Annotated in this window: 1 protein-coding gene; it reads right to left on the reverse strand. The window is 52.5% G+C overall.

The genetic code is table 11. The features are described 5' to 3' along the window. Nucleotides 1-220: GPW/gp25 family protein (locus AC1RPN_RS09225; protein WP_481763884.1), on the reverse strand; the 220-nt coding region annotated here is incomplete at its 3' end. Nucleotides 221-236: the final 16 nt, after the last annotated feature.

Below are 236 nucleotides of genomic sequence, written 5' to 3' on the forward strand. Positions count from 1 at the left end.
CCCATGTGTTGCTCATGTCGAGCTGAATGCGGGGTTCCCAGCGGGCTATCGCCTGAATGAAGCCGACCTGAATCTTATCCGCAGTGTTTTGATCGATTGGTTCCTGTAGATAAGTGAGAAGGGAGGCCCCATACTCCGGCTGGAATATACGGGCTCGTGCCCCTATCTGACATGAGAACAGGTTGTACAACGAGTTGTTGATGGCCAGTACGTCAGGCAGTAAATCGTGGTTGGTG

This window comes from Dellaglioa sp. CoH-57-MRSF-20 (assembly GCF_056781955.1).